This is a genomic window from Streptomyces sp. NPDC007945 (assembly GCF_042958885.1).
Lineage (GTDB): Bacteria > Actinomycetota > Actinomycetes > Streptomycetales > Streptomycetaceae > Streptomyces.
The window spans coordinates 357781-381464 of the sequence record NZ_JBIBJV010000004.1; the positions used below are offsets into that span (position 1 = coordinate 357781).

The 23684-nt window shown below is 72.4% G+C and carries 20 protein-coding genes and 2 pseudogenes; 17 read left to right on the forward strand and 5 right to left on the reverse strand.

Going from position 1 to position 23684, the window contains the following annotated elements; genetic code table 11:
• Positions 1-435: 435 nt before the first annotated feature.
• Together ACFZCF_RS15760 and ACFZCF_RS15765 are read right to left on the reverse strand one after the other, a co-directional pair.
• The gene (locus ACFZCF_RS15760) at positions 436-1245 is read right to left on the reverse strand and encodes an MBL fold metallo-hydrolase (protein WP_391287094.1); all 810 of its coding nucleotides are present in this window, start codon (positions 1243-1245) and stop codon (positions 436-438) included.
• A gap of 123 nt (positions 1246-1368) precedes the next feature.
• Positions 1369-1518, reverse strand: a pseudogene (locus ACFZCF_RS15765) (CoA-transferase); the annotation flags it as partial.
• 450 nt (positions 1519-1968) lie between these two features.
• On the opposite strand from ACFZCF_RS15765, the gene ACFZCF_RS15770 reads away from it, so the two are divergent.
• Positions 1969-3426 (forward strand): tannase/feruloyl esterase family alpha/beta hydrolase, encoded by a 1458-nt coding sequence (locus ACFZCF_RS15770; RefSeq protein ID WP_391286894.1) that lies wholly within the window; start codon positions 1969-1971, stop codon positions 3424-3426.
• Positions 3427-3540: 114 nt separating this feature from the next.
• Complete coding sequence (locus tag ACFZCF_RS15775) at positions 3541-4335, forward strand: 3-hydroxybutyrate dehydrogenase (protein WP_388447575.1); 795 nt, start codon at positions 3541-3543, stop codon at positions 4333-4335.
• Between the two features lie 48 nt (positions 4336-4383).
• On the opposite strand, the gene ACFZCF_RS15780 is transcribed toward ACFZCF_RS15775, so the two are convergent.
• Positions 4384-6447 (reverse strand): carbohydrate binding domain-containing protein, encoded by a 2064-nt coding sequence (locus ACFZCF_RS15780; protein ID WP_391286895.1) that lies wholly within the window; start codon positions 6445-6447, stop codon positions 4384-4386.
• 476 nt (positions 6448-6923) lie between these two features.
• On the opposite strand from ACFZCF_RS15780, the gene ACFZCF_RS15785 reads away from it, so the two are divergent.
• Entirely contained in the window at positions 6924-7505 is a 582-nt protein-coding gene (locus ACFZCF_RS15785) for a DUF664 domain-containing protein (protein ID WP_391286896.1), read from the forward strand.
• A 171-nt stretch (positions 7506-7676) separates the two neighbouring features.
• Here the strand turns inward: ACFZCF_RS15785 and ACFZCF_RS15790 are convergent, their stop codons facing one another.
• Both ACFZCF_RS15790 and ACFZCF_RS15795 read right to left on the reverse strand, forming a co-directional pair.
• Positions 7677-7871: a hypothetical protein gene (locus ACFZCF_RS15790; protein ID WP_391286897.1), complete on the reverse strand. Its 195-nt coding sequence runs from the start codon at positions 7869-7871 to the stop codon at positions 7677-7679.
• Positions 7872-8041: 170 nt separating this feature from the next.
• Entirely contained in the window at positions 8042-8374 is a 333-nt protein-coding gene (locus ACFZCF_RS15795; RefSeq protein ID WP_391286898.1) for an alpha-amylase, read from the reverse strand.
• 471 nt (positions 8375-8845) lie between these two features.
• Here ACFZCF_RS15795 and ACFZCF_RS15800 point away from each other — a divergent pair, with 471 nt between their 5' ends.
• The 14 genes and pseudogenes from ACFZCF_RS15800 to ACFZCF_RS15865 all read left to right on the forward strand — a co-directional run.
• Positions 8846-9508, forward strand: a complete 663-nt coding sequence (locus ACFZCF_RS15800; RefSeq protein ID WP_391286899.1) for an isochorismatase family protein — start codon at positions 8846-8848, stop codon at positions 9506-9508.
• Positions 9509-9513: 5 nt separating this feature from the next.
• Positions 9514-10020, forward strand: coding sequence for a DoxX family protein (locus tag ACFZCF_RS15805; protein ID WP_388447563.1), 507 nt, complete (start codon positions 9514-9516; stop codon positions 10018-10020).
• Between the two features lie 89 nt (positions 10021-10109).
• The gene (locus tag ACFZCF_RS15810) at positions 10110-10688 is read left to right on the forward strand and encodes a Dps family protein (RefSeq protein WP_388447561.1); all 579 of its coding nucleotides are present in this window, start codon (positions 10110-10112) and stop codon (positions 10686-10688) included.
• Complete coding sequence (locus ACFZCF_RS15815; RefSeq protein ID WP_391286900.1) at positions 10688-12112, forward strand: FAD-dependent oxidoreductase; 1425 nt, start codon at positions 10688-10690, stop codon at positions 12110-12112. Before ACFZCF_RS15810 ends, ACFZCF_RS15815 begins: the two co-directional genes overlap by 1 nt.
• Positions 12113-12329: 217 nt before the next feature.
• Entirely contained in the window at positions 12330-13283 is a 954-nt protein-coding gene (locus ACFZCF_RS15820; protein WP_391286901.1) for an alpha/beta hydrolase fold domain-containing protein, read from the forward strand.
• Complete coding sequence (locus ACFZCF_RS15825) at positions 13280-15175, forward strand: amidohydrolase family protein (RefSeq protein ID WP_391286902.1); 1896 nt, start codon at positions 13280-13282, stop codon at positions 15173-15175. Before ACFZCF_RS15820 ends, ACFZCF_RS15825 begins: the two co-directional genes overlap by 4 nt.
• Positions 15176-15189: 14 nt before the next feature.
• A complete protein-coding gene (locus ACFZCF_RS15830; protein ID WP_391286903.1) occupies positions 15190-15918 on the forward strand; it encodes a GPR1/FUN34/YaaH family transporter in 729 nt (242 codons plus the stop codon).
• A gap of 45 nt (positions 15919-15963) precedes the next feature.
• On the forward strand, positions 15964-16284 hold the full coding sequence (locus ACFZCF_RS15835; RefSeq protein WP_388447551.1) for a GNAT family N-acetyltransferase: 321 nt from the start codon (positions 15964-15966) through the stop codon (positions 16282-16284).
• Between the two features lie 217 nt (positions 16285-16501).
• Entirely contained in the window at positions 16502-17833 is a 1332-nt protein-coding gene (locus ACFZCF_RS15840) for an ABC transporter substrate-binding protein (RefSeq protein ID WP_388447549.1), read from the forward strand.
• Positions 17833-18798, forward strand: coding sequence for an ABC transporter permease subunit (locus ACFZCF_RS15845; protein ID WP_391286904.1), 966 nt, complete (start codon positions 17833-17835; stop codon positions 18796-18798). The genes ACFZCF_RS15840 and ACFZCF_RS15845 overlap by 1 nt, the downstream gene beginning before the upstream one ends.
• Positions 18795-19682, forward strand: coding sequence for an ABC transporter permease subunit (locus tag ACFZCF_RS15850; protein ID WP_391286905.1), 888 nt, complete (start codon positions 18795-18797; stop codon positions 19680-19682). The genes ACFZCF_RS15845 and ACFZCF_RS15850 overlap by 4 nt, the downstream gene beginning before the upstream one ends.
• Positions 19679-22444, forward strand: coding sequence for an AAA family ATPase (locus tag ACFZCF_RS15855; protein WP_391286906.1), 2766 nt, complete (start codon positions 19679-19681; stop codon positions 22442-22444). The genes ACFZCF_RS15850 and ACFZCF_RS15855 overlap by 4 nt, the downstream gene beginning before the upstream one ends.
• 136 nt (positions 22445-22580) lie before the next feature.
• Positions 22581-23417 (forward strand): alpha/beta fold hydrolase, encoded by an 837-nt coding sequence (locus ACFZCF_RS15860; protein ID WP_391286907.1) that lies wholly within the window; start codon positions 22581-22583, stop codon positions 23415-23417.
• Positions 23418-23460: 43 nt separating this feature from the next.
• Positions 23461-23591 (forward strand): annotated as a pseudogene (locus tag ACFZCF_RS15865) (NAD(P)H-dependent oxidoreductase); the annotation flags it as partial.
• Between the last annotated feature and the right edge of the window lie 93 nt (positions 23592-23684).

Below are 23684 nucleotides of genomic sequence, written 5' to 3' on the forward strand. Positions count from 1 at the left end.
CGGAGGCGGCCATCGCCGGCTGCTTCGGCGTCGGGCGGGGTGGAGAAAACGAACGCCGTGGGACTTCGTCACGCGGCACACCCCGACGCCCGCGTCCGAGCCCGGGTCCCGGCGCTCCTGCGGAGCCCGGCCACCCCTCGCGCCCCTCTCGACGCGGCGGTCCGCGCCGCCCTGCTCGTACTCGCCGGGGATGCGATCGGACGGGTGGGGCAGCCGTCTCACCCCGCCTACGAACACGACCACCAGCTTTCCGCGTTGCTTTGCTGGGAGAGAAGCTGATCCGCGACCGGAGCCCGTTCACCGGAGGCTGCGGTGCGTGCAGCCCGGCAGGCCGGACGGGAGCGCACCCCAGGTTCGCGTACGGCCGGTGACCGCTCTCCACCGCAGCCGACTCACGAGCAGCGCAACGCCCTTCAACCTGGGGGTGTCCGGCGGTCAGCGCTCCGCCACCACGAACGGATCGGTCAGGTGGGGGGTCGCCAGGTGGAGGGTGTGGGTGGCCCGGGCGCGCAGCACCCGCTCGCGTGAGGTCCTGGCCTGGAGCGGGTCCATCTCGTGGGCGTAGGGGAGTTCCGGGTGGAGCAACTGGATCGCGTGGACGAGCAAGTCACCGGTCACGGCCAGGAGTTCCCCGCCCGATTCGACGAGAACGCTCTGGTGGCCAGGCGTGTGGCCGGGCGTGGCGATCAGGCGCTCGCCACCGCGCAGCGTGGCCTCGCCGTCGAGCAGCCGGAGCCGACCGGCCGACCGCAGCGGGTCGATCACGCCGGCGCGCAACGGGGGGTTGATCCGGTCCAGGGCGTCGAACTCCGCCCGCTGGAGCAGGTAGTCGGCGTTCGGGAAGAACGGGCGGGCGTTCTCGCCGCCGACGACGGCCCACCCCACGTGGTCCGTGTGGAGGTGCGTGAGCACCACGGTGTCCACCTCGGACGGATCGATGCCCGCCGCGGCCAGCTCCGCCGGAAGCGCTCCGGGCACGGGTGCCCAGCCGGCCGCCGGGCTGTCGGCCGGCCCGATGCCCGCGTCGACCAGCGTCACGCCCCGGTCGCCGCGGATCGCGAACGCCCGGAACCGGAGCAACCAGCGTCCTTGGGCGTCGAGCGCACCGGGATCGAACCGGTCGGCGGAGGCCCACTGAGCGGCGGTGGCGTCGGGGAACGCCTCCGTCCTGGGGGAGAAGAAGGGACCTTCGCCGTCCGTGAGGGCGGTGACGGTGTAGGGGCCGATCTGGAGGGAGGGCAGCATCCCATGGATGCTGCCACGGCCGGCGGGCCGCAGGTCGAGCGGGGCCCTGCGACCTCTGGGCATCGCGTGGACCGCGGATCGATGAGCGTCGCGGCAACCGCCGTCACCGCCCTGCGTCCCCGTGCCCGCGGGGGTGTAGCGGGCCGGGATGCCCGCGCCTCCCGCCCGCGGCCGCTCCGCGAGCGTGCCCTGCGGTACGAGCTCGACCTCCAGTTCCCCGCTCAGGTACCGGCGGGCGAACTCCTTGTTCTCGCCGGCGTACGAGCTCGTCACCTGGGGATCCGGGCAATCCGGCCGACCGCCGGCAGTAGTTCGAGCTCATGAGGACGGATCCCTTCCCTCGGGCAGCCGGACGGCCTGGCCGGTCGGAACCGGTGCCGGTACCAGCGACGGGCACCGCCCCCAGGGAGCGGGTGTCGGTGGCGGCCATGGCTGTCGTCCGCACACCATGCGGCTCCCGTAGGGCGCACCTCGCCGCCCCCGCCCGCCGGGCCGGTGCCGCGGCGCGCGGCGGGGCGGGAAGGGTGGTGGTGGCGCCCACCGTACGGCGCGGGACGGTGGGCCGCGCAGCCATGTCGGGCGGCCCGACGGCGGCATAGCCTCCCGCGAGTCCGCTACCGACACGCCCCTTCCACCCGTCCCTCCCGCGCCTCCGTGACCTCGCTCGTCCGGCCGCTCAGGAGGGACGGGGACGGGCGCCCCCGAGCTCGGAGGTACGCACCCATGCGTCGTCGACCCACGTTCCGCGCCTCGCCACGCCCCAGGCGGCGAGGCGCACAAGCGGCCCTGGCCGTGGCCGCCCTGGCACTCACCACCGTCCCCGCCGCCGAGGCCGCCCCGGCCCCGGCCCCGGGAGCCCACTGCGCCCGTCAGGCGCAGCTCCGCGTCCCGGGCGCGGAGCACCAGCGGTCCGCCTGCCTCGACGAGCTCACGACGGCCGGCACCGTCGCCTCGGGCCACACCGATCCGGCCGACTGGGCGGGGCTCACGCCGAAGGACCTGGCCGTGCCCAGCGGGGTCCCCGGCATCCAGATCGACGGCTACTTCCCCGACACCTCCGCCACCAACACCAACCACGGCTGGCGGCACGACGCCCAGTTCGTCATCCGGCTGCCCGACCGCTGGAACGGCGGTCTCGTCGTCGCCGGCACGCCCGGCAACCGCGAGCAGTACGCCAACGACCGGGCCATCGCGGACTGGGTGCTGGCCCGGGGGTACGCGTACGCCGCCACGGACAAGGGCAACACGGGCCTCGCCTTCCACCGCGACGGAAAGGCACCCGGCGACGCGATCGCCGAATGGAACGACCGCCTCACCCAACTCACCCGAGCGGCGCGGACGGTGGTGGCACAGCGCTACCACCGGCCAACCGCCCGCACCCTGGCGACCGGCATGTCCAACGGCGGCTACCTCGTCCGCTGGCAGCTGGAGAACCACCCCGAGCTCTACGACGGCGGCGTCGACTGGGAAGGCACCCTCTGGCGGAGCGACGGCCCCAACCTCCTCGACTTCCTGCCGAAGGCGATGCGTGCCTACCCGGTGTTCGCCGCGGGCGGCGCGGGCGCGGAGGAGGCCCGCCGGGAGCTGCACGCCGCCGGCTTCCCGGCCGGCACGGAGTTCCTGTGGCCGTACCACCACCAGGTCTACTGGGACCTGACCCAGCGCATCTACCGCGAGGAGCTGGACCCCGGCTTCGACGGTCCGGCCGAGGCGGGCACACCGTACTGCCCGCCGGGCACGCCCGCGTGCGACGCCGACTACGACTACGCGACCCGGCCCGCCGAGGTACGGCAGGCCGTGCGGAAGATCGCCCTCACCGGCCGGATCGGAAAGCCGCTGATCACCCTGCACGGCACCCTGGACGCCCTGCTGCCGATAGGCCGGGACTCCGACGTGTACGCCCGCATGGTCCGCGAGGCCGGACGCGGCGCGCTGCACCGCTACTACCGCGTCGAAGGCGGCACCCACACCGACTCGCTCGTCGACGTCTTCCCCGACGGCGGGCTCCGGCCGCTCGCCCCCTGCCACCGCACGGCCTTCACGGCCCTGGAGGGCTGGCTCGCCGGCGGACACCGCCCACCCGCCTCGCACACCGTCGCGCGGCCCGTCGGCCAGGACGCGGTGACGCTGGCGAACACGTGCGCCCTTGACACCGGGAGGGCCGCCGGCGCTCCGTCCTGAGCCGTGCGGTCACCGGACAGCGGCGATGCATGGGGACCGACACCATGGGAGCGGCCCGCACTGTGGCGGACTCACCCATGTGCCGACCCCTGAGCCCTCCCTACTGTTCGGGCCATGACGCACACACTTCCCACCCCGGACCGGCTGCCGTCGCCCGCCGGCGCGCTCGACCTGAGCGGGCGCACCGCGCTGGTGACCGGCGGCGGCAGCGGCATCGGCCGCGCCTGCGCCCTCGCCCTGGCGCAGGCGGGGGCCTTCGTCCACGTGGTCGACCGGGACGCCGACTCGGCGAAGGCCGTCGCCGAGCTCGCCGGCGGCCGGGCCCACGTCGCCGATCTCGCCGACGCGAGCGCCATCGACCTGCTGCCCGCCGAGGCCGACATCCTCGTCAACAACGCCGGCCTCCAGCACGTCGCCCCGCTGCCGGAGTTCCCCCCGGACCGGTTCGAGCTGATCCAGAAGGTGATGGTCACCGCCCCGTTCCTGCTGATCCGCAGGACGCTCCCGCACATGTACGGCAACGGGTGGGGACGGATCGTCAACGTCTCCAGCGTCCACGGGCTCCGCGCCAGCGCGTACAAGGCCGCCTACGTCGCCGCCAAGCACGCCCTGGAAGGCCTCAGCAAGGTCGCCGCCATCGAGGGCGCGCCGCACGGGGTCACCAGCAACTGCGTGAACCCCGGCTACGTCCGCACCCCGCTGGTCGAGGGCCAGGTCAGCGCCCAGGCCGCCGCGCACGGCATCAGCGAGGGCGACGTGCTGGCCGACGTGATGCTGGCCCGCTCCCCCCTGAAGCGCCTCCTGGAGACGGAGGAGGTCGCCGCGGCGGTGCTGTGGCTCTGCGGCCCCCACTCCGGCTACCTCACCGGCACCTCCCTGCCCCTCGACGGCGGCTGGACGGCCGGCTGACCACGCCGCGCCCCGTCCCCTCGTCCTCCCGGGGACAGGGGCCAGGGGTCAGTGGCGCCAGGTGTCGTTCAGCGTGATCCTGCCGTCGGCGGGGACGGTGGCCGTGCGGTCGGCGCCGCTCTCCCAGGTGACGTTGCCGGAGGCGTCCTTGCGGATGTACTTGTACGTGAAGGACGTGCCGGCGGGCAGCTTCACGTCGAGCTTCCACACCGGGTAGGCCGCGGGGTCCAGTTTGAGGGCCGCGGCGGGCGCCCAGTTGCCGAGGGCGGTGTGGCCGCCGACGACGTAGATGTTCTGGCCGGGCACGGTGGTGGCGTCGACCGCGAACGACGCGCCGGTCTCGTTCTGCTGGGCGCCGCAGGGGTTGCCCGTGCCGACGGTGCCGTCCTTGACCGTGACGTCGCCGGTGCCAAGGGCGTAGTCGGCGCCGTTGTTGCTGTCCCAGGTGCCGGCGCCGTTGTTGAAGGCCGCCTTGAGGCCGGTGGCGGAGGTGAGCGTGACGGTTTTCTTCACCCAGCCGGGGCAGGCGGGCTCCATGGCGACGCCGGGGGCCGTGGTCCAGGCGCCGCCGGTGGGGGCGTAGTGGAGGTGGTGGGCGGTCCAGTTCTTGCCGGTGCCGTAGTACACGGTGGCGGTGTTGTCGCCCGGCTTGTCGCCGAGCTTCGCGCCGATGTGGAGGGCCACCGCGTCGTTGCCGCCGATGGTGGCGGTGAACCGGCCGTCCGCGCCGACGGCGTACGTGGTGCCGGTGCAGCCGCCGCCGGTGGTCGGGTCGCCGTGCTGGACGTCGCAGTAGGTTCCGGCGGGGAGGGAGGTCTGGAAGGTCCGGGTGAGCGACCCGGCCTCGTGGTTGACGGCGACGAACGCCTTGCTGCCGCGGCCGAAGGCGATGGCGTTGTTGCCGTTGTCCCACCAGTCGGTGAGGCCGGTGCCCTCGGAGGCGTTGCGGAAGGCCACCATGTTGGCGATCTGGCGCCAGGCGTGCTGACAGCTCCAGCCGTCGCTGTGACAGGCCTTGACGTCGCCCCCGTTGGGGGCTCCGGCGTCGCGGTTGCCGAACTCGTACCCGGAGTGGACGGACGGGGCGCCGTAGGGGTGGGCGAGCATGAAGACGTGGGCGAGCGTGTAGGCGGCGCCGTCGCGGTAGCTGAGGCTGGAACCGTTGCGCTCGGTGTCGTGGTTGGCGACCATGGTGCCGCTCTTGCCGGAGGCCATGTAGCCCCAGGCCTCGCCGAAGTTCTTCAGGTGGGACAGCTTCTCGCCGGTCAGTATCCGCTTGAGGTCGGTGGTGTAGCGGAACTCCTGCACGTCGCCGGTGGTCAGGTACTCGCTGGGCGAGACGGCTTCGCCCGCGCCGTGGATGGCCTCCTGCATCCAGTGCACGCTCGGGTCGGTGAGCTTGCCGCGGATGGCACCGAGGTCGGTGGCCGGTACGTGCTTGACGGCGTCCATGCGGAAGCCGTCCACGCCGAGCGACAGCAGGTCGTTGAGGTATCCGGCGATCCTGCCGCGGACGTGGTCGCTGCTGGTGTCGAGGTCGGAGAGGGAGGGCTGTCCGGTCTCACCGAGTTCGCAGTGCTGGACGTTGTAGCGGTCGGTGTAGTTGCCGCCGATGGGACGGCGGCAGGTGTTGAAGTCGGCGTCCGTATAGGTCCCGGGGTAGTCGTACTTGCCGTACCGCGTGCCGGCGGTGCCGGTGCCCGAGCCGGACGTCATGTGGTTGAGCACGGCGTCGACGACGACCTTCACACCGGCACCGTGGCAGGTGTCGACCATGTTCTTGAAGGCGGTGCGGTCGCCGAGCGGTCCCTGGATCTTGTAGCTGACCGGCTGGTACGCGGTCCACCATGTGCTGCCCTGGATGCGCTCCTGCGGCGGGGAGACCTGAACGTATCCATAGCCCTTGGGGCCGAGGGTGCGCGTGCACTCGCGGGCGATCGAGTCGAAGTTCCACTCGAACAGGACGGCGGTGACCTTCTTGTCGCCGTTGGCGGTCGGAGCGGCCACCGCCGGCTGGGCGGACGCGGTCAGGGCAGTGGTCAGGCCCAGGACCAGGCCGGCGCCCGTCAGGGCGGCGGAGATTCGTCTGGGCGCAGGTGCTGTCGAGCTCATGCGGCGGCTCCTGGAGGGGTGGGGGCGGGGATACGAGTCGCGGAGGTTACGGTTCCCACGTTGCGCAAAACATTGCTGTAACTTTCAGCAAGCGTCTGAAAGTTAGGATGCCGGCCGTACCGGGTCAAGACCTCCGGCGTGACCATTTCCGTGACTGACGCCGGAGCAGGGGCTTTGCCGCCGACGTGCGGAGCCCGGAGGGTGAGGCGGCGCTGCGGGCCGAGGTCGGGGCGCGCCCTGAGGTGCCCACGGAAATCGGGTCTGCCCGCCTGTCGTCCACTCTCGGTCCTGCGGCTCCGCCGAGCCGCACCGGACGGGCCGGCGGCATGACGTCGGTGGCCGAGAGCGTGACGCCGCCCCGGCCGTGCGGCACTCGCGGCGCCGGGGGGACGCACCGGGCCGGCTTTGCGCAATCACCTGAAAGTTTTTGCGCGAGAAGGTTGACCGGCTCTCACCCGGGAGAGAGGGTCTACCCCATGCCCGCACACGTACCGCCCATCGCCGACGAACGCGAAGGCCTGCTCGCCTACCTCGCCCAACAGCGCCGGGCCCTGCGCGCCACCGCCCACGGACTGACGGAAGAACAGGCGAGGATGAGGCCCACCGCCAGCGAACTGAGCATCGGCGGCCTCATCAAGCACGCCGCACGGTGCGAGGCCGGTTGGACCGACCTGGTCCTCCAGCGGGAGCGCGGCCGACGGCGGACCGCGGACGAGAGCGACTCCGCCGAATTCGTTCTCGCCGACGAGGAGATACTCGCCGACGTGCTGGACCAGTACGAGGCCGCAGCCCGGGAGACGGACGCGGTGATCGCCGAGATCGCCGATCTCGGCCGGGCCGTACCCGTCCCACGGGGACTGCCGTGGTTCCCCGCCGACGTGGAGAACTGGTCCGTTCGCTGGGTGCTGCTGCACCTCATCGAGGAGACGGCACGGCACGGCGGTCACGCCGACATCATCCGCGAGACCATCGACGGCGCCACCCTGTTCCCTCTGCTGGCCGCCGCCGAACAGTGGCCCGACCCGTGGTTCCAGCCCTGGCAGGCTCCGACCGGCTGAACAGCCGTGGAGCGGCCGACGATCCCGCACGTGCCGCCGGTCCGGCACGCGCGGAGCAGGCTCACGGTGCCGCCACCGTGAGCCTGCGGCGTTGCACGGATCGGTCGATGGCGTCGACGACGTCCCCGAGGTCGACGAACTTCACGTCGCTTCCTGGGTGGTGACCTTCAGTCAGCAGGTGAGGCTTCGGGGTGCCGGTGCAGGACACCGCGATGTTCGACTGGGACAGGGATTCGACCGGGACAGTGATCTGCCGTCGGCGGCGGGGTTGTCCATCCGGCGCATGTAGCCGCCGGGCATGTTGAGCTTCTCGCCGATGCAGTAGTCGCCCGGGTCGCCGGTGTTGCCGGCGGAGAACTCGACCATGGCCCCCAAGCTGTCGGGCGCGGGGCGGAAATGTCGTCGAGGCGCCCGTCGTGGGCGGAGTCACCGGGTCGGCCGTCGGGAGGCGCAAGATCCACCGCATGGGGCGACGGCGTGGTGCGGAGGTGACGAGGCAACCCCCGCACCACGCCGTCCATCGGAGGTGTCAGGTCTCAGGCGCCGCTGAGGGGGTCGCAGGTGCGCACCCCCGTGACGTAGTTGCCGTCCGTCCCGTAGCCGGCGAAGGTCGCCCACTGGCCCGGCCCGATCACGCGGCACGGGGCCCACTGGCCGTTCGTGTACTCGACCGTGACGGAGACGGTGTCGCCGCAGCCGTTGTGGACGTCGGTGTACCGCCAGCTCTGGAAGTACTCCACGCACGCCGGCGCCGGCGATCCGGTGGCCGCGGCTGCGGACGGAGCGGCGGCCAGGGCCATCAGAAGTCCCGCCGTGGTCGTGGCGGCGAGGGAGGCCGGGCGCGCTATGCGCTTCATGAGGTTTGTCATGTCCCGAATCTTCGAGGCAGATGAGGCCCTTGCGCAAAATCTTGCAAAGCTTTTCAGTCACTCCCACTGTCTGATCATTAACATGCAGGTCATGCGCGCTTCCCGCAGCTGTAAGAAGTTGCATTCTTTACGGCCACTGGGCGCGGTAAAGACCCCTGATGTCGCGTGCGGCAGCCCTTCTTTACGGCCTCGACCACGGCCGAGCTCACCGCGGCCCCGGGTGCACAGTGGCCGAGATTCGACGACTCACGGCTGCGGCCGAGGGGACGGCACGGGCCCCAGGAGCGTCCGGCGTGCTCCCGCGCTGAACGGCCGCCCCGGAGGGTCGGGCCCGATGGCCTGGTTGTGCGCTGTCGTGCCAACCTCTGAGCGCGAGCTGTCAATTCGGTCGGCCGTGTCATTCGTAGCTTGAGGAGGTGCCGAGCCGCGGAGGCGGTGGGCACGTCACCGACAGCTCCGGAAGGACCCCTCATGTTCGACATCGCCAAGGTGCAGGCCGCCCCGAGCAAGGACCTGCTGACGCCTGACAACTCGGTCATGCTCTTCGTCGACCACCAGCCGCAGATGTTCTTCGGTACCGGCAGCGGCGACCGTGCGGCGATCATCAACAGCACCGTGGGTCTCGCCAAGGCGGCGAAGGCGTTCGACGTGCCGGCCGTGCTGACCACGGTCGCCGCCGAGTCCTTCTCCGGTCCTCTGCTTCCGCAGCTCGCCGAGGTGTTCCCCGAGAACGAGATCGTCGACCGCACGACCATGAACGCCTGGGAGGACGAGGCGCTCGTGGCGGCGGTCAAGGCGACCGGGCGCAAGAAGATCGTTCTGTCGGGTCTGTGGACCGAGGTCTGCCTGGTGCTGCCCGCGCTCTCCGCGCTCGAGCAGGGCTACGAGGTGTACGTCGTCACCGACGCCTCCGGCGGTGTCAGCCCGGCCGCCCACGAGCACGCCCTGCAGCGGATGGTCGCCGCCGGCGCCGTCCCGGTGACCTGGGTGCAGGTGCTGCTGGAGCTGCAGCGCGACTGGGCGCGCCAGGAGACGTACGGCGCGGTCATGGAGATCGTCAAGGCCCACGCGGGCGCGTACGGCCTGGGCGTCGTGTACGCGCAGAGCGTCATCGGCGCGCACGCGGCGGGCTGACCTCCGTGGACACCGGCATTCTGATACTGCGTCTGCTGGTGGGACTGCTCGTTGCCGGGCACGGGGTGCAGAAGGTCAGTTCGCACCTCGGCGGCAAGGGACTCCAGGGCGGGACGGAGGAGTTCCGCGCCGACGGCTTCCGGGGTGGCGTCCTCACCGCCCTGGCGGCGGGCGTCGGCCAGATCGGCTCGGGCGTGCTGCTCGCCGCCGGCCTCCTGACCCCGCTGGCCGCGACCGGCACCATCGGGGTCATGACGGTCGCGCTCACCGTGAAATGGCGCCGCGGCCTCTGGGTGCAGAACGACGGATACGAGTACCCGCTCGTCCTCGTCGGCACCGCCGCCGCCCTCGCCGCCACCGGCCCCGGAGCCTGGTCCCTCGACGCGGCCCTCGGCCTCACTCCGTATCCGCTGTGGTGGGCCGCCCTCGCGCTCGCGGTCGGGCTCGGCAGCGGACTCCTCACCCGGCTCGTCCTGCACCGGCCCGCCGCCCCGGCCACCGCCGGGCGCTGAGCGCGCGTCCCGCAGACCGGGTCCGGCCGCTCCTGGACCCCCGACCGGGCGGCCGGGCCCTTCCCACCCCTTCCCCTCAGGAGCACTCGATGGACACCCTCACGACCCCGCACGGCGGCGGTCAGCCGCTGCTGCACCAGAAGGGCTCCGAGACCCAGGCGTTCGGCACGCTCAAGCAGCTGCCGATCGGCCTCGGCCACGACACCCGCATGTACGCGTGCCAGCGGCTGAACCGGGTCCTCGCCGACACGCAGATCCTCTACTCCCTGTACAAGAAGCACCACTGGCTCATGCGCGGTGCGACCTTCTACTCCCTCCACCTCATGCTGGACAAGCACGCGGAGGCCCAACTGGCCATCGTGGACGCGCTGGCCGAGCGGGTCCAGAGCCTCGGCGGCGTCGCGGTCGGCGACCCGCGCCACGTCGCCGAGCTGACGGGGATCCCCCGGCCGCCGGACGGCGTGGAGCCGGTTCCCGTCATGCTGTCGCGACTCCTCGACGCGCACGAGCGGATCCTGATCGACGCCCGGGACGCCGCCGCCCGGATCGCGGCGGAGGGCGACGAGGGCAGCACGGACCTGCTCGTCTCCGAGGTCGTCCGCACCGGCGAGGCACAGGTGTGGTTCCTGGCCGAGCACCTCGTGGACACACCACTGGTGCGCGGCTGATGGACACCTACGACGCCGTCGTGATCGGCGGCGGACCGGCAGGCGAGGTCGTCGCCGACCGACTCGTGCGGTCCGGGCTGACCGCCGTCGTCGTCGAGGCGGAGGCCGTCGGCGGCGAGTGCTCCTACCGTGCCTGCGTGCCGAGCAAGGCCCTGCTCCGCCCCGGCGCCGCCCGGGCGGAGGCCCGATCGGTCGACGGGGCCCGGCAGACGGTCACGGCGGCCCTCGACCCGGCGCACGTCCTGGCCCGCCGCGACCGCTTCACCGGACGCGGCGACGACACCGGCCAGGCCGACTGGCTCGACGGCGCGGGCATCAGCCTCGTACGGGGCCACGGGCGGCTCGTCGGTGAGCGCCGGGTGGAGGTGACGGGGGCCGACGGCACCGTCCGTACCCTGCGGGCCCGGCGCGCGGTCGTGGTCTGCACCGGCACGGAGCCCGCCCTTCCGCCGGTCGAAGGGCTCGACCGGATCGGCGTGTGGACCAACCGGCAGGCCACCACGGCAGAGGCGGTGCCCGGGCGGCTCGTCGTCATCGGCGGGGGAGTGGTGGCCTGCGAGATGGCCACCGCGTGGCGCTCGCTCGGTTCCTCCGTCACCCTGCTGGTCCGCGATCGGGCCCTGCTGACCGGCTGGGAGCCGTGTGCCGGCGAAGAAGTCACCCGGGGGCTGAACGACCTGGGCGTCACCCTCCGCTTCGGGGTGACGGCCGTCCGGGTCGCCCGCGACGACGACACCCGCGCGGTGACCGTGCACACCGACGACGGCGCCGCCCTCGTCTGCGACGAGGTCCTCGCCGCCGTAGGGCGCCGCCCGCGGACCTCGGACCTCGGCCTCGACTCCGTGGGACTGCCGGCCGGCGACTGGCTCCAGGTCGACGACACCTGTCGGGTCACCGCGGTCGAGGGCGACTGGCTCCACGCCGTCGGCGACGTGAACCGCCGTGCGCCGCTGACCCACATGGCCAAGTACCAGGCCCGTGCCTGCGCGGCGGCGATCGCCGAGCGGGCCGCCGGCCGCCCGGCCCTCACCGGCGGCCGGCAGCCGTGGAGCGCGGAGGCCGACCGCTTCGCCGTCCCGCAGGCCGTCTACACGCGTCCCGAGGTCGCGAGCGTCGGCCTCACGGAACACGCGGCACGCGAAGCCGGCCTGACGGTGCGCACGGTGGAGTACCGCGTCGACGACGTCGCCGGTGCCGCGCTCCACGCGGACGACTACCGCGGCCTCGCCAAGCTCGTCGTCGACGAGCGCCGACGGGTCGTCGTCGGCTGCACGTTGACCGGGCCGATGGCGACCGAGCTCATCCACACGGCCACCGTGGCCGTCGTCGGCGAGGTCCCCCTGGAACACCTGTGGCACGCCGTGCCCGCCTTCCCGACGGTGAGCGAGGTCTGGCTCCGGCTCCTGGAGGCGTACGGCCTCTGAGGCGGAACCCCGCCCGACCGCCACACCCGCCGGGCCCGACCCCGCACCGCTGGGCCCGCCCGCGTACCACTGGGCTCGCCCGGCGCCCCCTCGGTGAGCCCACCCGCGCGACCGCCGTACCCCCCTGGGCCCGGCCGCCGCCTGTGGGGCCCGCTCGGCGCGCGCTCCCGCCCGACCGAGCACACCCGACCCCGCACATTCCGAAGGAGAGCCCCTCATGAGCAACCGTCCGGTCCTCGAACCCGCCGCCCAGGCGTTCGCCGAGGCCACCGCCCAGCCGCCCTACCTCTACCAGCTCCCCGTCGCCGAAGGCCGGAAGGCCGTGGACGACGTGCAGAGCGGCGAGGGGGTGCACCTGCCCGAGGTCGACGAGGAGTGGGTCACCGTCCACGGCGGCCCGACCGGCGACGTCCGCGCCCGGATCGTCCGTCCGCGCGGCGTCACCGGCGCGCTTCCCGTCGTCCTCTACATCCACGGCGCCGGATGGGTGTTCGGCAACGCCCACACCCACGACCGGCTCGTCCGCGAACTCGCCGTCGGCACGGGGGCGGCCGTGGTGTTCCCCGAGTACGACCTCTCGCCCGAGGCGCGCTATCCCGTCGCCATCGAGCAGAACTACAGCGTCGCGCAGTGGGTCGCCCGCGAGGGCCACCACAAGGACCTCGACGGCACCCGTATCGCCGTCGCGGGCGACTCCGTCGGCGGCAACATGAGCGCCGCCCTCACCCTCATGGCCAAGCAGCGCGGCGACGTGAGGCTCGTCCAGCAGGTCCTCTTCTACCCGGTCACCGACGCGAGCTTCGACACCGACTCGTACCACCGGTTCGGCGAGGGGTACTTCCTGCGCCGCGACGCCATGAAGTGGTTCTGGGACCAGTACACGACCGACGAGGCCGAGCGCGCGCAGATCACCGCCTCCCCGCTGCGCGCCTCCGCCGCGCAGCTCAGCGGCCTGCCGCCCGCCCTGGTCATCACGGCCGAGGCGGACGTCCTGCGCGACGAAGGCGAAGCGTACGCGGCCAGGCTCCGTGCCGCCGGCGTCCCCGTCACCGCTCTGCGCGTCCAGGGCGCCATCCACGACTTCGTGATGCTCAACGCGCTGCGGGACACCTGGGCCGCGGACCTCGCCATCGGCCTCGCCACCGACATCCTCCGCAAGGCCCTCGCATGACCGGCCCGTCGACCGGCATGCCAGTGGCGGGCCTCGTGCCCGCCCCCGTGCGGGAGTCCGCACACGCCGATCTCCTCGTCCGCAACGCCAAGGTGTTCACGGGTGACCCCGACCACCCCGAGACCAGCGCCGTCGCCCTCCGCGACGGCCGGGTCGCCGCCCTCGGCGACGACCAGGACCTCGCCCACCTCGTCGGGCCGGACACCAAGGTCGTCGACGCTCTCGGCCGCCGGGTGATCCCCGGCCTGAACGACTCGCACCTGCACGTCATCCGGGGCGGACTGAACTACGTCCTGGAGCTGCGCTGGGACGGCGTGCGAAGCCTCCGCCAGGCCCTGGCGATGCTGCGCGAGCAGGCCGGCCGCACGCCGAAGGGACAGTGGATCCGGGTCGTGGGCGGCTGGACCGCGGAGCAGTTCGCCGAGCGCAGGATGCCGACCGTCGCCGAGCTGAACGCCGCAGCCCCCGACACTCCGGTCTTCGTCCTGCACCTCTACCAGTCGGCCCTGATGAACCGGGCCGCGGTGAAGGCCGCCGGATTCACCCGCGACACCCCCGATCCCCGCGGCGGGCAGATCGTCCGGGGCCGGGACGGCGAACCCAACGGCGTCCTCCTCGCGGCGCCGAGCGCGCTGATCCTGTACTCGACCCTGGCCAAGGCACCGGCTCTCGACGAGGCAGACAGGCGGACGTCGACGCGCCACTTCCTGCGTGAGCTGAACCGCTTCGGCCTGACGTCCGCCGTCGACGCCGCCGGCGGGTTCCAGAACTTCCCCGACAACTACGCCACGGTCGTCGACCTCGCCCGTTCGGGGGAACTGTCCCTGCGGATCGCCTACCACCTCTTCCCGCAGACGGCCGGGCAGGAGCTCGCCGACCTGAAGCGCTGGACCGAGATGGTCAGGCCCGGGGACGGGGACGAGTGGCTCCGGCTCAACGGCGCGGGCGAGAACCTGACCTGGGCCGCCGCCGACTTCGAGAACTTCTCCGAGCCGCGGCCCGAGCTCGCCGCGGGGTACGAGACCGAATTCGAGCAGGCCGTAAGGCTGCTGCTCCAGAACGGCTGGGGCTTCCGGCTCCACGCGACCTACGACGAGACGATCCGCCGCGACCTGGCCGTCTTCGAGAAGCTCGCCGCGGAGGGACTCTTCCCCGACGGCAACCGCTGGCTCTTCGACCACGCCGAGACCGTCTCCGACGGCAGCCTCGACCGGATCGCCACCCTCGGCGGAGCCGTCTCGGTCCAGAACCGGATGTCCTTCCAGGGGGCCGCCTTCCTCGACCGCTACGGTGCCGAGGCCGCCGCCCGCACCCCGCCGGTCCGGGCCATGCTCGACCGGGGCCTGACCGTCGCGGCCGGAACCGACGCCACCCGCGTCTCCTCGTACAACCCGTGGGTCGCGCTGCACTGGCTGGTGACCGGGCGCACCGTCGGCGGCACCGCGCTGTACCCGGCCGCGAACCTGGTCGACCGGGAGACCGCCCTCGGCCTCTACACCCGGGGCGGAGCGCGGCTCACCGGCGAGGAGGACGTCAAGGGAACCCTGCGAGAGGGGTCCTACGGCGACCTCGCGATCCTGTCCGACGACTTCCTCACCGTGCCCGAGCACGTCATCCCCGACATCGAGTCCGTCCTCACGGTCGTCGGCGGCCGGATCGTCTGGGCAAGCGCGGAGTACGAGGGACTCGACGAGGCCGTCCCGCCGGTGCGGCCCGAATGGAGCCCCGTGGCCCACTTCGGGGGCTACCAGTCGGGCCAGGGGGGTGCCCACCAGGCCTTGCTGGTGGCCGAGGCCGTCGCCGAGTCCGAGCAGCACCGCCGGTGGCGCGTCGCGCGCGGCTCCGTCCGCGAGACGACGCCGTCCTTCGTCGACCCCTGCTTCGACCACTGAAAGAGAGACACCTCATGACTGCCGCCCCCTCGGCCGCCGACGGCGGCGAACAGGACCCGGCCGCCCCTCAGGGACGCCGTTTCGAGCCGGACCTCCGGTCGATGACCCGGATCACCCTGCGCCCCATCGCCTCTCCCATGCCGCTCGGCTTCTTCACGATCGCCCTCGCGTCCGTGATGACGGGCTGCCTTCAGCTCGGGATCCTCGGTGAGGAGGCCCGCGCCGCCGTCGCCTTCACGGTGCTGCCCGCCTTCGTTCTCCAACTCCTGGTGAGCTTCCTTGCTTTTGGCGCCCGTGACGTGATCGCGGCCACCCTGATGGCGGTGTTCGCGGGAAGCTGGCTGCCGTACTCGCTCATCATGCTCAGCGGCGCGGCCGACGGCCCGAAGGTCCTCGGCGTCCTCAACCTGGCACTCCTCTGCTTCGGCGCGCTGATGACCGCCGTGACCGGGCCCAAGCGGGCGCTGTGGCTCGTACTCGCGGTCTCCCTACCCCGGTGGGCGGCCACGGGCCTCGCGGGCGTCACCGGGGCCGAATGGCTGACGCGCACGTCCGGGGCGCTCGGCCTCGTGGTGGCGCTCGTCGCGATGTACACGGCGTTCGCGCTGATGCTCGAGGACATGCGCGGCGAGCAGGTCCTGCCCATCGGCCGCAGCGGCCCCGCCCACCTCGCCGTGGAGGGCGACCTCGCCGTCCAGCTCCGCAACCTGGAACGCCAGGCGGGCGTGCGCCGCACCCTCTGACCGCAGCCACCGACCCCGTCGCACCCCCATTGGACAGGAGCACCCATGGACCCCCAGATCGTCGACCGACCCGAGAAGTCCCGGTACGAGATCGTCGCCACTGACGACGACAACGGCACCGACACCGCCGGCTTCGCCGAGTACCACCTCTCGGAGGGCGAGATAGCCTTCCTCCACACCGAGATCGATCCCCGTTTCGGCGGCCGGGGCCTGGGCGGGCTGCTCGCCCGCGGCGCCCTGGACGACGCCCGGGACCGCGGCCTGCACGTTCTGCCGTACTGCCCCTTCATCCGCGGCTGGATCGGCAAGCACCCCGACTACGCCGGCCTCGTGCCCGAGGCGCGCCGCGGCCGCTTCGGCCTGTGAACCACCGGCACCTACGTCTCGGTGGCCGTCGACCGGTTCCCCGCCCTTTTCGCGGCGGACGTCGCCCCGGGCCTCGCCGCGGTGCTCGCCGTCTCCCCGCGTCCGCGCATTGACCCGACGCTTGAACATCGAACGATTGGTCTCTGTCGTTCGAACGAGGTAGCTTTCCGACACGCCCGCCGAGAACACGCGGCGGACGATCGGAGGAAGCACACCCATGAGGTACGGCGCGAGGCTCGCGCTCGCCGTCATCACCCTCGCCGTCACCACCACGGCCTGCGGCACCCCGCGGGACGGCGGTCCGCGGTCGCACACCACCGCGGACTGCGCACCGTACGCCCGGTACGGCCAACACCCCGGCACCGAGGTCACCGTGTACGCGGAGAACCGGGACCGGGAGGCCGACCTGTTCGAGGAGACGTGGGCGGACTTCGCCGATTGCACCGGAATCGACGTCCAGTACGAGGGCGACGGGGAGTTCGAGGCCCAGATCCAGATCCGCGTCGACGGCGGGAGCGCCCCCGATGTGGCGTTCTTCCCTCAGCCCGGGCTCCTGGAACGCTTCGCGCGGGCGGGGAAGCTGAAGCCCGCGGGTCCCGGGGTCGTGAGCCTGGCGAAGGAGGGCTGGTCGGCGGACTGGAACAGCTACGCGACCGTGGACGGCACCCTCTACGGCACCCCGCTGGTCGCCAACGTGAAGTCCTTCGTCTGGTACTCCCCGACGTTCTTCCGTGACAACGGACTGAGCGTTCCCCGCACGTGGTCCGAGCTGATGGCCGTCACCGAGGAGATCGCGGCGTCGGGAGTCACACCCTGGTGTGCGGGCATCGAGTCCGCCGAGGCGACCGGCTGGCCCGTCACGGACTGGATCGAGGACGTCCTGCTGCGCCAGCAGGGCACGGACGTCTACGATCGGTGGGTCGCCCACACGATCCCGTTCAACGACCCGCGCGTGATCAGGGCCATGGACACCGTGGGCTCCGTGCTCAAGAACGACCGGTACGCCAACGGCGGTTTCGGTCCCGCCCGTTCGATGGCGTCGATCTCCTTCCAGGAGGCCGGCACACCGGTTCTCTCCGGCGACTGCGCGATGCACCGCCAAGCCTCGTTCTACGCCGACATGTGGCCGCAGGGGACCGAGATCGGACCGGACGCGGACGTCTACGCCTTCCTCCTGCCGGGGGCCGACCCCGCCGCCCGGCCCGTACTGGGCGGCGGGGTGTTCACCGCGGCGTTCGCCGACCGCCCCGAAGTGCGAGCGTTCCAGGAATATCTGGCCACCGCGGACTTCGCGAACGCGCGGATGAAGAAGGGCCCGTTCGTCTCGGCGCACAGGAGACTGGATCCGGCGAACGCCGCGACCCCGGTCGACAGGCTCGCGATCCAGCTGCTCCAGGACCCGAGGACCCGGTTCAGGTTCGACGGTTCGGACCTGATGCCCGCCTCGGTCGGCGCCGGAACGTTCTGGAAGGGAGCCGTCGACTGGATCGGCGGCGCCGACACCCGGCAGGTCGCCGACTCCATCGAACGGTCCTGGCCGAAAAAGTGATGTCGTTCGACGCCGTCGCCCAGCAGCCGAAGCTGCTGTACCTGTTCCAGGGCGTCGCGGCCTTCGCGGCCGTCGTCTCCCTGGTCCTCCTCGCACTGCACCGGGGGCCGGTACGGAGGAGGGCCGCGGCCCTGATCCTGCTGACCCCCGCGGTGGTGCTGCTCACGATCGGTCTTCTCCTGCCCGGCCTGCGCACTCTGGCGCTGTCGTTCGCCGACGGCCGGGGAGACGCGTGGGTCGGCCTCGACAACTATCTGTGGACGCTCACCGACCGCCGAGCGCTGCTGGCGCTGCGCAACACATTGGCGTGGGTGGTCCTGGTGCCGCTGACATCCACCGCGGTCGGCCTGCTCTACGCGGCGGCCGTCGCACGGTCGCGGATCCGAACGCTCGCACTGTCGCTGATCCTGATGCCGATGGCGATCTCCTTCGTCGGCGCGGGCGTCGTCTGGAAGTTCGTCTACGCCTACCGTCCCGCGGAAGCCGGGCAGGTCGGACTGCTGAACCGGCTCGTCGTCGCGTTCGGCGGCGAACCGAGACAGTGGCTCGTGGACTCTCCCTGGAACGTCCTGTTCCTCATCGTGGCGATGGTGTGGACACAGGCCGGCTTCGCAGCCGTCCTGCTGACCGGCGCGATCCGAGCCGTACCCGCGGAGCTGACCGAGGCCGCCCGGCTCGACGGCGCGTCCCCCGGGCAGACGTTCCGGCGGATCACCATGCCCTCGATCAGGCCCACGCTCCTGGTCGTGCTCCTCGCCCAGGCGATCGGCACCTTCAAGGCCTTCGACATCGTCAAGACCATGACCGGCGGACAGCTCGACACGGGCGTCATCGCCCACGAGATGTACGACCAGGCCTTCCGCTACGGCGAGACGGGCCGCGGCGCGGCGCTCGCCGTGCTCCTCTTCCTCCTCGTCACTCCCTTCGTCGCCCACCAGGTCCGGGCCCAGCGGAGGAGGGGGTGAACGGCGTCCGGGAGCGGCTGGCCTCCCGTGCCGTCACGTCGATCGCCGTGGTGATCGCGGTCCTCTGGGCGACACCGACCCTCGGTCTTCTGATCTCCTCCTTCCGTCCCGAGGAGGAGATCAAGAGGACGGGCTGGTGGACCGTCTTCGGTACGCCGCACCTCACGCTCGACAACTACGGCGAGGTGCTGTCCGGCGGCGGGAACGGGTCGGGGCGGCTTGCGGAGCACTTCGTGAACTCCGTCGTCATCACCGTTCCCTCGGTGTTGTTCCCGCTCGTCCTGGCCTTCTTCGCGGCGTACGCCCTGGCCTGGATCGACTTCAAGGGGCGCGACGCGCTCGTCGTCGGCATCTTCGCGCTCCAGGTCGTGCCGCTCCAGATGGCGCTCGTCCCGCTCCTGAAGCTCTTCTCCCAGGGCTGGCTGTTCCTGCCCTCGTGGCACCTCACCGGTCCCGCGCGGTTCGGCCAGGTGTGGTTCGCCCATACGGCCTTCGCGCTGCCCTTCGCGGTGTTCCTCCTGCACAACTTCCTGGCCGCTCTGCCCCGGGAACTGATCGAGGCCGCCCGCGTCGACGGCGCGTCGCACGGGACGCTGCTGCTCCGGATCGTGCTGCCGCTGGCCCGCCCGGCCCTGGTCGGCTTCGCCGTCATCCAGTTCGTCTGGGTGTGGAACGACCTTCTCGTGGCACTGACCCTGTCGGGCGGAACGGCCGAGACCGCGCCGATGACGGTCCGGCTGGCGAGCCTGGCCGGAACCTACGGCAACGACTGGCAGCGGCTCACCGCCGGAGCCTTCGTGGTCGCGCTCGTCCCGCTGCTCGTCTTCTTCTCCCTCCGGCGGCGCTTCGCGGAGGGCCTGCTCGCCGGATCGGTCAAGGGATGAGCGGGACGAGCCCCCAAGGGCCCGACGGGCAGGGCACGGCGACAGGCCTGAGCCGGCCCGGGCTGCGGGGCCGCGAAGCCGAGCTGGAGCAGCTGCGCGCCCTGGTCGGAGCGGTGCGGGACGGTGAGGGAGGAGCGGTCGCGCTGCTCCTCGGCGAGCCCGGGATCGGCAAGACCGCGCTGCTGCGGGAGACCGTCCCGCTCGCACGCGCCCAAGGGTTCCTCGTCAGCCAAGGACGCGCCGAGGAACTGCACGAACTGGCGCCACTCGCCTCCCTGGCATCGGGGCTCCTGCACGGTGACCCGCCGCTGCTCTCCGGCACGGACCTGGAGGACCTCGCCGGCCACCACGACCAGCGCATCTGGCTCGTCGAACGGCTCGCCCAGCTGATCGAGGAACGCTCCGCGGGCAGACCCGTACTCATCGCGGTCGACGACGTCCAATGGGCCGACCCGCTGAGCCGCTTCGCCCTGAGCGTCCTGCCGGCACGGCTCCTCAGCTCCCCGGTGCTCTGGCTGCTCACCAGCAGGGAGGACCCGGAGCTGTACGGCCAGGGGCCGCTGACGACGACGCTCACCCTGCGGCCGCTGTCCGAGACGGCCCTGGCCGAGCTGGCACGGGACGTCATCGGCGGGGAGGTGCCGACGCGGGTCAGGGAGCTCCTCGACGGGGCGGGCGGCAACCCCTTCCTCGCGGCCGAGATGCTCTCGGGACTCGCGGCGACGGGCGCGGACGGGCCGGAGCCGCCCGAGCGGCTCGTCCTCGGCGTACGCGGCCGCCTGGCCGACCTCCGGCCGGACACCCTGCACTTCCTGCGGATCGGCTCGGTCCTCGGCCGTGCCTTCTCGCTCACCGACGCCGCGGCCCTGTGCGGCCGGCCCGCTTCGGGACTCAGCGCCGAAGTGGACGAGGCGATCGCGGCCGCCCTCCTCCACGACGACGGCGAACGCCTCCAGTTCCGCCACGACCTGCTCCGCCAAGCGGTGTACGCCGACCTCGCCCCCTCCGTACGCAGGGCCCTGCACCGGGAGGCCGCGAGCCGGCTCGTCGCCACGGGCCGGAGCTCCGGCGACGCCGTCCCGCACCTGCTGAAGAGCGCCGAACCCGGCGACATGGAGGCGATCGGACTCCTCGGCACGGCCGCCGAAGATGTGATCGCCGTGATGCCCGACCTCGCCGCCGACCTGGCCGTACGGGCCCTGGAACTCGTACCGGCCCGTGCGCCCGAGGCGTACGACGTGGGGGAGCGCGCCATCGTCGCGCTGACCCGCGCGGGCCGGTACACCCGGGCACGGGACATAGGCGACGCGCTGATCGCCCGGCAGCCGCCCCTGGACGTCTTCGCCCGTCTGCAGTCGGTACTCGGCGATACGCTCTGGCACCTCGACGATGTCCACGAGCTGACCCGCCGCACGACGACGGCACTGGCAGCCGTCACCGACCCGGCGGTCCGTGCCCGGTTGACCGCCCGGCAGGCTCTGGCCCGGTCCCGCGGCAGCGACCTCGCGGCCGCTCGGGAGACCGGCGAACGGGCACTCGCCGAGGCCGAGCGAGCAGGCGACCGCGAGGCTCGCGTCCTGGCACTCTGGGGCCTCGGCGAGATCGCCCTCAACGCGGGCGACTGCGCCGCGGCCGTCGAACACCACACCGCGCTCAGCGTGTTCGACTCGGCCTTCCTGCCCGAGGAGGCCATCGCCCTGATCCACATGGACGACTTCGACGCCGCACGGCGACTGCTCCGGACGGCGGGCGACCTCCCCCTGCGCCCCGCCATGCTCCACTGGACCCAGGGAACCCTGAACATGGGGCTCGGGCGGCTCGACGACGCGGACGCCGACTTCGTCACCGCCGAACGTCTCGAAGCGGACCTCCACGTGCCCGGCAACCTGGTCAACATCCGCGTCAACCGCGGCCTCCTCGCCATGCTGCGCGGCGACCGCGAGGCCGCGCGGGAACACCTGGACGTCGTGCGGGCGGCCGTGGCCGACCGGCCGAACACGGGCAACCACGCCACGCACCGGTACTTCGAGGCCGTCGTCGCCGACGAGGGAGGCGACCACGCGGCAGCGGCCGAACTCGTCCGGTCGGTGCAACGGGACCACCCCTTCCTCCGGTGGCGCCTCCTGCGCCCCCATGTCGTCCAGGCCGTGCGGATCGCCCTGCGCGGCGGGGATCGGAAGCTCGCCGAGGACCTCGCGGCACAGGCCGCCGCACACGCCGCCCGCAACCCCACCGTGCCGACCGCCCAGGGGACGGCCACGCACGCGTCCGCCCTGGTGAACGCCGACCGCGACCTCCTGGAGCGGGCGGTGGCCATGCTCCTGCACGGACCCCGGCCACTGCCCCTGGCAGCCGCGTCCGCCGACCTCGGGCGGGCGCTTCTGGCCTCGGGCGATGCCGCCGCGACACCCGCCCTGAGCAGAGCGCACGACATGTACGCCCGGGCGGGGGCCGACGCCGAGGCGGACCGGGTCCGGGCCGAACCGGAACGGACCGCACGCCGCCCCGGCCGGCGCACCGGACGTCCCAGGGCGCGCACCGACCAGGGCTGGGACGCGCTGACGGCCTCGGAACGGAAAGTCGCCCGGCTCATCGCCGCGGGTCACACCAACCGCTCGGCCGCGGAAGCCCTCGTCGTCTCGCCGCACACCGTCAACACCCATCTGGCCTCGATCTTCCGCAAGCTCGCGGTGCGTTCCCGGGTCCACCTGGCCAGGATCGTCCTCGCGGAGGACGACCGGGGAACGGCCGACGACGACTGAGCACGAGTTCTGCGCCCCCGTGCAAGGTGTGGTGCGCCGTACGGCAACGGGAGGCACGGGGCCGGTCCTAGCGTGACGGGCACACCGCGCCGCTTCGACGCGCGGACCAGCCACCCCGAATCGAGGAAGCATCCCCATGCCGTACATCACCGTGGGCCAGGAGAACACCAACCCCGTCGAGCTGTACTTCGAGGACCAGGGCGCCGGGCAGCCGGTCGTCCTCATCCACGGATTCCCGCTCGACGGCCACTCCTGGGAGCGGCAGACCGCCGCGCTGCTCGACGCCGGGCACCGTGTGATCACGTACGACCGTCGCGGGTTCGGGCGCTCCTCGCAGCCGACCACCGGCTACGACTACGACACCTTCGCGGCAGACCTGAACACCGTGATGGAGACCCTCGACCTGAACGACGCCGTCCTCGTCGGCTTCTCCATGGGCACCGGCGAGGTCGCCCGTTACGTGTCAACGTACGGCTCCGCCCGCGTCGCCAAGGTCGCCTTCCTGGCCTCGCTGGAGCCCTGCCTGCTCAAGACCGACGACAACCCGGACGGCGCGGCCCCCAAGGAGTTCTTCGACGGAGTCGTCGCCGCTGTCAAGGCCGACCGCTACGCCTACTACACCGCCTTCTTCAACGACTTCTACAACCTCGACGAGAACCTGGGCACCCGGATCAGCGAGGAAGCGGTCCGCAACAGCTGGAACACCGCGGCCGGCGGCGGCTCCTTCGCCGCCTCAGCGGCCCCGTCGACCTGGTACACCGACTTCCGCGCCGACATCCCGTCCGTCGACGTGCCCGCCCTGATCCTGCACGGCGCCGCCGACCGCATCCTGCCCGCCGAGAACACCGCGCGCCCCTTCCACAAGGCGCTGCCGTCGGCCGACTACCTCGAGATCGAGGGCGCCCCGCACGGTCTGCTGTGGACCCACGCGGAGGAGGTCAACGCCGCGCTCCTCGCCTTCCTGGCGAAGTGACCCCCACCGCTGAACCACCGGCGTGACGCCGCGGCCGAGCACCGCGATCGGCGCGGTCACGGGCGCCGACGGCCTGATCGTCGTGACGCCCGTGTTCGCGCCTCCTACAGCGGACTCTTCAAGTCCTTCTTCGACGTGATCGACCCCGACGCCCTCATGGCGGCCCGCCCGGTCGGGGAAGAGCCCGAGGACGACGTCACCGTCCTCGAACGACGACTCGCCGACCTGCGCTTCGACTGAGGCGCGCCATCGGGCGGGGCGTCGCCG